Genomic DNA, 9,466 nt, shown 5'->3' with positions numbered 1-9,466 from the left:
ATTATTTTAAATTTTTCACCATTTAAATTCACAAATGATTCTAATGCTTTTAATATTGTAAGTGGTAATTTTTTCTTTTTATTCATTAGATATTTTATGTTTAAATGTATGCTAACGGTTACGGTTATCGCAAGTTGCGGGAGTAGGGACGCGGACTTGTCGGATTAACTATTTTCTTTCCTGGTTTCTAAAATTACACTTTTTCGACTAAACCCGTTATTTGCGATGAACCGATGTTGCCCACAGTTTTATTTTCTAATATAAAATGGTTTAGTGTTCTTTAAAAAGTACTCTGAGATACCACCATTTTTATGATCAATTTGAATGAAATCAACTGTTTTATTTTTATGGTATTTCTCAGCTATCGGTCCTGCTTCATTTGTTATTTCTTTTCTGTCTCCATCGATATCTAATGCTATCATAATGTGAGGAAGTTCTTCAGAATTATCCATTTTTACTGCTGCTAGATAAGCTGCTTTTACTGTTTCTTTTTCCGTAAATAGTTTTTTCAATGCATTTACTAGATCATTTGGATATTCTGCTGGTTGACCTATTTGTATTTTAGTTTCCTCTTCTATTTTCATTTCGTTTGATTGGTCAAAAATGGATCCGTTCAATAACCTTTCAATCTCATTAGGAATTAGTTCTTTTCCATAATCCGAATAAGGATTAAGTATAAGGGTTGCACCTTTTGTTATTTCGAATAAGTTTTGTCCTTTTAGAGCCATAAAAGGAACTTCTTCTTTTATAAATCCTTTATCGAAAATTCTATTTGTCGAAGTAAATATGGGAATTTTTCCATCTTCAAAAGTGACAAATTTGACTGATGTATTTTCCTCTAGAATTTGAGTTCCTTTTTTGTCAGTTTTATCGGTTAAAACTATTAAATCGTTCCACAATAATTTCATGTAAAATTCATCTCTCTTAGATGAATTTGTTGAAGCTTGATATAATGTTTTCTCCAATTCATTTTCGGGAAAACTATTTTCTATTTTTTTCTTTTTGAATATGTCAAATAATCCCATTTTTCATGTTTTAAAATTGTGGGCAACGGTCTTGGTTAAGGCAAGTAGCGTGGATTAGGGACTCGATCTTGTCGGCTTTGTTGTTTCTTGCTTGGTCTCTAAAATATCACTTTTCATTGGATTGCCCGCTATTTGCGCTTAACCGATGTTGGCAACAGTATTTATTGTTGCTCATACGTTTTTATGTTCCTATTCAGTTTACTGTAATTACTAATGACATAACTAATTATAAAAAGAATTAGAATTAGAAATGGGATTTTGAAGTTCCCCCAATATAAAAAGTCATCTTTATTAACTGACCTCATTAGAGCTCCGAAAAGAATAATAAAGGTTAGGACGATCATCAAAATTTTTGACTTATTATTTTTATTTAAATAATTAATTTGTTTTTCAAACTTTGTATTTAAGTCTTCATTATCACTTTGCTTTTTTTCCAAAATCACTTTTTTTAAATGATTCATGAGTATAATCTCAAGTAACAAATGGGGCGTAAATAAAATAAAACCAAGTCCAGACATTACAATCGAAGCTGATTCTGACCATTTGGTGTCAAGTCCGAAATAAAAGCCTAGGTCAAAAGAGTTAATTGCAATAATTGTCGAAAATAATACAATTGAAATATTAACTAACGAGATAAGCCAAAGAAAAGCAAGTCGGTTATTAATCGATTTTTTTCTTTCCCCAATCATCGATTTATATGTATTTATAATTCGGATTCTATCGTCCATCTTTTCTTAATTTAATTTGACCCGTAATTGTCCAAATTAAACCTGCTCCAATAAGAATACCTGAAATAAAATCTAAACCACTATTATTATAAATGTACATTATTATTAATCCAGTTAATAACAACAACAATCCTAAAATTCTTATTTTATTCATCAATTATAAATCTCTATTTATGAAAGGAAATTATAGAGTTCCTTCCCGTTTTATTTTTTAATATTATGTAAAAAGCATCTTCAAGGAAGACAATGGGGTTTGTTTTAAAGTTCTGAATATGCTCTTCTGTCCTTTTTAATTTGAGCATACAATCCACCCATAATTACGATAGCTGTAATAATCATAGTTGTTTTACCATTTTTCTCTTGGAATAATATGAAGCTTCCAATCATCCATAAGCTAATGGAAGCCAAACTTATGGCTAATGTCTTTTTTGATATTTTATTCATAATTAATTGTTTTCATTTTATAAATATTGTTGCCAACGGTTACGTATATTCGTCAGTTGTGGTAGTGAAAATACGGATTTGTCCGCTTTAGTTAGTTATTCATGATTTCTAAAAGCTCTCTTTTAGCTGAATGGCCGCAATTGCGAATATGCGATGTTGTGCCCAGTTAAATGCTGTATCTGGTTTTATTTTTATCACCTATTTTTTTAAATAATTTGAGTTCTACTCCTTTCTTCAAATCACGACTTGCTGTTGCTGCAGAAATATCTTTGAAAACCTCCATATAATCTTTTCTGGTAAATTCTCTTTTGTTGAGCGATAGGAAATATTCAAGGCGATCTCTCTCATTTAAAGTACGGCTATTGAAATCTAGTAATTCATCTAATGATTTATTGATTACGCCCAGCATATAATCTATAAAAGCTGTTGAATTTCCAGACTTATCACTATCTGATAACGCTTTATAGTACTTTTCCTGGTCTTTGCTTATCAAAGTTTCGAAAGGTAAATATTCAAAAATTGGATATTTTTCCATCAATATTAAAGTTTGCCATAATCTTCCCATTCTACCATTTCCATCTAAAAATGGATGAATAAATTCCATTTCATAATGAAAAACACAGCTTTTTATTAGCTCTATTTCATTTGACGTTTTCAAGTAATTAAATAAGTCTTTCATCAAATAAGGAACATTTTGGTAGGGCGGAGCAAAATGTTCTACTTGTGATCCTTTCATTATTCCAACCCCTTGTTTTCTATATTTTCCGGCATCTTCTATAAGATTATTCATCAAATGTTTATGGCATTCTAGAAATGATTTTTCATTTGATGGTTTATAATTTTCTAAATGTTCATAGATCTCAATTGCATTTAAAACTTCTTTTACATCCTTTTTTGGACCAATGATCCTCTTATTTTCAAGCAAAGCTGTAATCTGTTCTTCAGTTAATGTGTTACCCTCAATTTTTAGTGAAGAATGAATAGTTTTTATTCTATTTTCCTTTCTCAATTTGGGAGAAGGTTTGTATAAATAGTTTGCATTGATAGCTCCAACTTTTTCGGAAATAGAAGTTATTTCTTTTAATATATTGGGTGTTATATCGTAAGGTGGTTTCATTTGATACTATCATTTGATATTATCAAAAATAAGATCATTTGATTAATATTTGAAGGAAAAATCGTGATTTTAATTGGGCACAACGGTTTTGGTTAAAGGAAGTAGCGTGTAGGGAAGAGCTAACTTGTCGGTTTAACCAAGATTAATTTAGAACTCTAAAATATAGAATTTTAGCTAAACCTAAGCTATTTTTTTTAACCAGTGTTGGCAGCTGTAGCGACACGCCCGAGTAAGCACGAAAGATTTGCCGCTCACCTTTTTAATTTTTCTTCTTAGTCAGTCTTACTCTTGTGGATTTTTAGGGTTTGAGTGAACATTTATTTTTTCTAATTTTCTAGAGTAAGAGTGAGAAATTTATTATATCTTTTTTTAAGATCAACTTCTAAAAACTCTATTTAATTCCACAATTTTAGTCCGCTAGAGTGAGCTTTTGATTTATTTTTAGTTTTCTTTTTTACTAAAATCAATCTTATAGTTCCACTTTTATAAGTCCGCGTTCGAGTGAGTTTTTCTTATTAAAGTTCTCTTTTTCTGTCCGGAGCTATTGCCGCCAACGGTCTCGGTTATCGCCAGTTGGCGGAGTAGGGGACGCGGATTTGTCGGCTTAGTATTGGTTTGTTGGTCAAGTTAATTATTTTCTTACTAACGTTGCCGCTTATTGGCGATGAACCGTTGTTCTATGCTGTTTTTTCACTTCGTCAATTGGTAATTAGTTACTAATACAGATGCAGAAATATGTAGAATTCTCTCAAGTTCTCTAATCATATCTACCGTTAATCTTTTCTTTTTATTTAAAATTTCTGAAACTCTACTTTTCCCTCCAATGACACCAACTAAATCCTTCTGTTTAAGATTCATTTCTTCCATTCTAATTTTTATTGCCTCAATCGGATCTGGAGCCTCAATCGGATAATCCTCATTTTCATAATTATCAATCATCATAGAAAGAATTTCCGCCTCGTCGCCCTCTTTGGAATTAATTGGAGCGTCAAATATCACTTCTAGTCTTTCTAAAGCCTTCTCGTAGTCTTTATCGCTTTTAATAGGTTTAATTTTCATAGCTCTAATTTTTAAATTGTGTTCGCATCTATTTTATCATAATCAGTGTGTGTTCCGACAAAACGAATAAAAGCCCATTGTCTATCGTAGTTAAACTTAACGACTAATCGGTAAGAGTTTCCTTTAATGTTAAAAACAACTCTACTATCTTTTAAAATGCTAACATTTACATACGTCTTCTTGATATCACTTGGAGAAGCCCAATTTGAACTTTTTGCTGTTTCGTACCAAGTTTTTAAATACTGTTCTGAATCAGAATGTTTTTTCCAGAATTCTCGTAATGTACTTTTTGCAATTATTCTCTTCATTTGATAAAATCTAAAACAAAGGTAATTAAAGTTCTCATAAGTAGAACTTTTTAGTAAAAATCTTTCTGAGAAAATAGCATAGAACGGTCTTGGTTATCGCCAGTTGGCGAAGTAAGGGACGCGGATTTGTCGGCTTAGTATTGGTTCGTTGGTCAAGTTAATTATTTTCTTACTAACGGTGCCGCTTATTGGCGATTAACCGTTGTTATATGCAGTGGATTTAGCACTTATATTTTTTCCAGGCAGACCTTAATTTTTCTGCTGCATTAGATAATTTGTAATCAGGTTGAGTATTAGTCATATCAAAAGTTAAATCTCTGTAGGCAGCAATTGCTAGTCCGCTTTGCACATTATACATTAAAATATGTTCTGGAAGATTTTTATTTTCAACAATTTGAATTAATTCATCTATGTATGCAAGATTTATAGAATGACATATGAGTCTCAAATCAGCATCATCAATATCATTGTTTAAGAAAGCTTCAAAAGCTACTGCTAGATATTCTACTTTTGTCATCGAATCACTTTTTTCTAAAGTAGTAAACAGAGATTCTCCAAATTTTGCTCTTCTAGTTTTATCTTTTCTTGATTCTTCTATTAATTTTCTTTTTTGAGAATCATTAATTTCACCAACATTCTCTATAAAATATTTTACTTTATTTAGATATGCTTTATCCCTAATATTTTTTATTCCTTTAATTAGGTTAATAGATGTTCCAACTATGGGAATTTCTTTTAATAGTTCATTATCAATTAAAGAATCAATCAATATTTCTGAATTCTCAGCTAGTATATTTCGAAAATTTTCTTCCATTGCATATAACGGCCGCGCATAACACAAGTCGCGGAAAATAGGACTCGGATTTGTCGGCTTATTGATTTTTAATTGGTTTCTAAAATAACCATTTACCCCAAACTACCCGCTATTTGAGTTATGCGCTGTTACCTGCTGGCGTTTTGCACAATTATTCATTTAATTCCCAAAGGAAATATGAGTCATTAAATTTTCTAATTATAGTTAAAGAATAAATTGCATTTCCTATGGTTTGATCTTTTCTAGTCAAAGCATTATTTATGAGAATATAGCCATTTCTTTTCTCTAAGAAGTAGCAGAAATTCCAGTTCATTTTTTCACTTTCTGGATAAGTTTCTTCAAAATCATCTTTGAGAATTTGATCTATTTTTAAAATCAGATTATCAAATTTTTTAAATTCTAGACTCTCATTTTTCTTCAATGAATTGTCTATTTCTAAATTATTTGAATTCTTTAAATGCTTTCTTATGAAAGAGGAAATATCTATCAATTTCGCATCGTCTATTTCTTTAAATCGAACATCAAACTTTTTCAAATCGAAATCTTGAATTTCCACATATTCTTTCTTTCTAAAAAGCTCTTTTATTTTTTCGATTATTTTCATTTACGATTTTTTCTACGCTTGCAGGTAACGGGTTTGTATAACCGCCGTTGTGTTGGATTTGGCACTAAAGATAACAAAAAAGCACAAAAAATTGGATTGAGAGCAAATTATTCGATTGGAAGCCAAACTTAACAATGGCTGTTATGCAGTGTTAGGCGCTTTGTTTTTAATAAGTTTTTCGATTCAGTTCTCAATTTTTTTAAATCTATCAACGTTCTGTTTTTCCATTTCAGTTTTATGATTTTTCCGCCAATCAAATTATAAATTCAGTTTTTTTAAATCTCCGGGTAATGTTTCTTTCTGTTCAATTTTCAATTTAATTATTTACGTCAAGTTTTTAATTTACTTTTTACGAAACAATCTTTTTCGTTCTGCCAGTAAAATTTCTTCTAAAACGAAACATTGAGAAGAACGAATTTATTCGGTTAAAACAAAACGTTGAGGAGAGCGAAATCAGTCAGTTATTTTAAAAAGAGAAACCATTTAAAATTCTAAAAAAATGATTCATTTTTCGCCCCAAAATTCAGTCGGCCGAACCAATCAGAAAAAGGAAGAATATTTCTTAGAAACTTTTTTTATGATGGGCGCGAAGCTTTCGGCTAACATTGCGCCTAACGGTCTCGGCTATGAGTAGTTGCGTGGGTTAGCACTTAACTTTGCAAGTACACACCAAACTGAAAATCCGATAGGATTTTCAGAAGTATGAGAAAACAAGCAATTACTTATAGCCATTGTTAGGCAACGTTTTTATTTTCGTATTTTTTTATTTCGTCCAATTCCGCTTTTTTTTCATCACGTTCTTCCTCGATGTCATAATCATCTTGAAGTCCAAGCCAGAATTTTGCAGAATTCCCAAAGTATTTACTCAAACGTAGAGCAGTATCGGCTGTTATTCGACGTCTACCTTTTATTATTTCCGAAATCCTAGTTTGCGGTATTTTTAAATCTTTAGAAAGTCTATAAGCAGAAATTTCGAGTGGCTCAAGAAATTCAAAATTCAAAACTTCGCCAGGATGTACATTTGCTAATTTTTCCATTTCTTTTGTTTTTTTAATGATAGTCAATTATTTCAACTTCGCTTGCGTTTCCATTTCCCCATTGAAATATTATCCGCCATTGTTTGTTAATTCTAATACTATAAAATTCGTTTAGTTTTCCAGTCAGTTTTTCCAGTCGGTTGGAAGGTGGGATTCTTAAATCTGTAATATCTTGAGAGTTGTTAAGCATTCTTAATTTTCTCCGTCCAACATTCTGTATTTCAATCGGCATTTTTTTGACTCGGATACCATTCCATATTTTTTCGGTTTCTTTTGAACCAAACGATATTATCATAATAATTTTTTACGTTACTAACGTCAAAGGTAAGTAAAAAGTTTGTTTTGTGCAAATGTTGCCTAACGGTCTCGTATAACCGTCAGTTACGGGTTAAAGTACGCAAATTTTTCGGTTTAGCACAGACGTTAGCAATTCCGAGTGGATTCGGGCGTAGTCGAATCCGCCGTAATTGCGGTTATACATTGTTGTAACACGTTTTTTATCCATTTCTATCTTTCAGTCGTTTTAATAAATCCACTAAATGCTGTTCGGAATGTGTTCTCATAGAAAAGTCAAAATGCCAAAGTCCATCGTTCTTACTTGTATTTTCAATTCTCCATTTCACAGCAAGAAGGTCTTTTATTATGTCGGTCAAATCATCTAATTCATCTCCACATCCAGTTTCGATATTCGGCTCCATTTTATTAGAATCCAAAACCGTACTGTACCAATCAAAATCTGGAAAATTTGATTTCACATTCTCTCTTATTTTTTTGTAATCAAAATCAGGTTCTTCGTCATAATCGGTTTCGTCAAATTCAAATTCCACATTTAGGTATTCAGAGTAAATTCCGACTAATAGTTTTTTCAAAAGTTCGGTGTTGTTGATCGATTCCACATTTGGGTTAATTCCGAATTCCGTGATTTGGTCTATTAGTTTTCTTAATTTACTCAATTTTGATGATTTGGTTAAATGTGTTACAACGGTTTTGTATAACCGCCGTTGTGGCGGATTTGGCACTAAAGATAGCAAAAAAGCACAAAATATTAGATTTAGAGCAAATTATTCGATTGGAAGCCAAACTTAACAATGGCTGTTATGCAGTGTTAGGCGCTTTGTTTTTAATAAGTTTTTCGATTCAGTTGTCAATTTTTTTAACCTATCAACTTTCTATTTTTTCATTTCAGTTTTTATGATTTTCATTCAATCTTTTTTTTTAATGACTTTTATTTTTTTTGCGAAATAATTGATGAAATTATTTTGAAAAATTTTTAAGTTCTCATTTTTTTACAAACTATTTTTTCGTTCTACCATTAAAATTTTTTTTAAAACGAAACATTGAGAAGAACGAATTTATTCGGTTAAAACAAAACGTTGAGGGGAGCGAAATCAGTCAGTTATTTTAAAAAGAGAAACCATTTAAAATCTAAAAAAATTGATTCATTTTTCATCCCAAAATTCAGTCGGCCGAACCACTTAAAAAAAAGAAGAATATTTCTTAGAAACTTATTTTATGATGGGCGCGAAGCTTTCGGCTAACATTGCGCCTAACGGTCTTGGTTATCGCCAGTTGGCGAAGTAAGGGACGCGGATTTGTCGGCTTAGTATTGGTTCGTTGGTCAAGTTAATTATTTTCTTACTAACGGTGCCGCTTATTGGCGATTAACCGTTGTTATATGCAGTGGATTTAGCACTTATATTTTTTCCAGGCAGACCTTAATTTTTCTGCTGCATTAGATAATTTGTAATCAGGTTGAGTATTAGTCATATCAAAAGTTAAATCTCTGTAGGCAGCAATTGCTAGTCCGCTTTGCACATTATACATTAAAATATGTTCTGGAAGATTTTTATTTTCAACAATTTGAATTAATTCATCTATGTATGCAAGATTTATAGAATGACATATGAGTCTCAAATCAGCATCATCAATATCATTGTTTAAGAAAGCTTCAAAAGCTACTGCTAGATATTCTACTTTTGTCATCGAATCACTTTTTTCTAAAGTAGTAAACAGAGATTCTCCAAATTTTGCTCTTCTAGTTTTATCTTTTCTTGATTCTTCTATTAATTTTCTTTTTTGAGAATCATTAATTTCACCAACATTCTCTATAAAATATTTTACTTTATTTAGATATGCTTTATCCCTAATATTTTTTATTCCTTTAATTAGGTTAATAGATGTTCCAACTATGGGAATTTCTTTTAATAGTTCTGTAGCCTTCCCTAAAAATAAGACAGTTTAAAATTCGAAATTGTTAATTTTAAAACCGATAAACTGTCCGATGAAAAAAAGTAGATTTACAGAAAGTCAGATCATCAAGATCTTGAAAG

General features: G+C 31.0%; 13 protein-coding genes. All 13 read right to left on the bottom strand.

The genetic code is table 11. From position 1 onward, the window contains the following. Positions 1 to 248: 248 nt before the first annotated feature. The 13 genes from GUB10_RS15750 to GUB10_RS15690 all read right to left on the bottom strand — a co-directional run bounded on the left by GUB10_RS15750 (position 249) and on the right by GUB10_RS15690 (position 9,119). Positions 249 to 1,025 carry an enhanced serine sensitivity protein SseB C-terminal domain-containing protein gene (locus GUB10_RS15750; protein WP_193712413.1) on the bottom strand — a complete coding sequence of 259 codons (777 nt, stop codon included), beginning with the start codon at positions 1,023 to 1,025 and terminating at the stop codon, positions 249 to 251. A 161-nt stretch (positions 1,026 to 1,186) separates the two neighbouring features. Then, positions 1,187 to 1,753 (bottom strand): hypothetical protein, encoded by a 567-nt coding sequence (locus GUB10_RS15745; RefSeq protein WP_193712412.1) that lies wholly within the window; start codon positions 1,751 to 1,753, stop codon positions 1,187 to 1,189. Next, the gene (locus tag GUB10_RS15740) at positions 1,743 to 1,907 is read right to left on the bottom strand and encodes a hypothetical protein (protein WP_193712414.1); all 165 of its coding nucleotides are present in this window, start codon (positions 1,905 to 1,907) and stop codon (positions 1,743 to 1,745) included. Before GUB10_RS15740 ends, GUB10_RS15745 begins: the two co-directional genes overlap by 11 nt. Before the next feature lie 104 nt (positions 1,908 to 2,011). Further along, on the bottom strand, positions 2,012 to 2,197 hold the full coding sequence (locus GUB10_RS15735) for a hypothetical protein (RefSeq protein ID WP_193712411.1): 186 nt from the start codon (positions 2,195 to 2,197) through the stop codon (positions 2,012 to 2,014). Between the two features lie 166 nt (positions 2,198 to 2,363). Beyond that, entirely contained in the window at positions 2,364 to 3,314 is a 951-nt protein-coding gene (locus tag GUB10_RS15730; protein WP_193712410.1) for a Fic family protein, read from the bottom strand. Positions 3,315 to 4,004: 690 nt separating this feature from the next. Beyond that, the gene (locus GUB10_RS15725; RefSeq protein ID WP_193712409.1) at positions 4,005 to 4,373 is read right to left on the bottom strand and encodes a type II toxin-antitoxin system HigA family antitoxin; all 369 of its coding nucleotides are present in this window, start codon (positions 4,371 to 4,373) and stop codon (positions 4,005 to 4,007) included. Positions 4,374 to 4,384: 11 nt separating this feature from the next. After that, positions 4,385 to 4,681 carry a type II toxin-antitoxin system HigB family toxin gene (locus GUB10_RS15720; RefSeq protein ID WP_193712408.1) on the bottom strand — a complete coding sequence of 99 codons (297 nt, stop codon included), beginning with the start codon at positions 4,679 to 4,681 and terminating at the stop codon, positions 4,385 to 4,387. Between the two features lie 220 nt (positions 4,682 to 4,901). Continuing rightward, complete coding sequence (locus tag GUB10_RS15715; protein ID WP_193712407.1) at positions 4,902 to 5,495, bottom strand: hypothetical protein; 594 nt, start codon at positions 5,493 to 5,495, stop codon at positions 4,902 to 4,904. 151 nt (positions 5,496 to 5,646) lie between these two features. Beyond that, positions 5,647 to 6,099: a hypothetical protein gene (locus GUB10_RS15710; protein ID WP_193712406.1), complete on the bottom strand. Its 453-nt coding sequence runs from the start codon at positions 6,097 to 6,099 to the stop codon at positions 5,647 to 5,649. Positions 6,100 to 6,833: 734 nt separating this feature from the next. Further along, positions 6,834 to 7,136, bottom strand: a complete 303-nt coding sequence (locus GUB10_RS15705; protein ID WP_193712405.1) for a HigA family addiction module antitoxin — start codon at positions 7,134 to 7,136, stop codon at positions 6,834 to 6,836. 13 nt (positions 7,137 to 7,149) lie between these two features. Continuing rightward, a complete protein-coding gene (locus GUB10_RS15700; protein ID WP_193712404.1) occupies positions 7,150 to 7,431 on the bottom strand; it encodes a type II toxin-antitoxin system RelE/ParE family toxin in 282 nt (93 codons plus the stop codon). A 202-nt stretch (positions 7,432 to 7,633) separates the two neighbouring features. Next, positions 7,634 to 8,089, bottom strand: coding sequence for a DUF5063 domain-containing protein (locus tag GUB10_RS15695; RefSeq protein WP_193712403.1), 456 nt, complete (start codon positions 8,087 to 8,089; stop codon positions 7,634 to 7,636). A gap of 733 nt (positions 8,090 to 8,822) precedes the next feature. Further along, positions 8,823 to 9,119 carry a hypothetical protein gene (locus GUB10_RS15690; protein WP_193712402.1) on the bottom strand — a complete coding sequence of 99 codons (297 nt, stop codon included), beginning with the start codon at positions 9,117 to 9,119 and terminating at the stop codon, positions 8,823 to 8,825. Positions 9,120 to 9,466 lie beyond the last annotated feature (347 nt).

This window comes from Salegentibacter sp. BLCTC, from assembly GCF_015143665.1.
GTDB lineage: Bacteria > Bacteroidota > Bacteroidia > Flavobacteriales > Flavobacteriaceae > Salegentibacter > Salegentibacter maritimus.
This window is presented reverse-complemented; position numbering and strand designations above follow the sequence as displayed.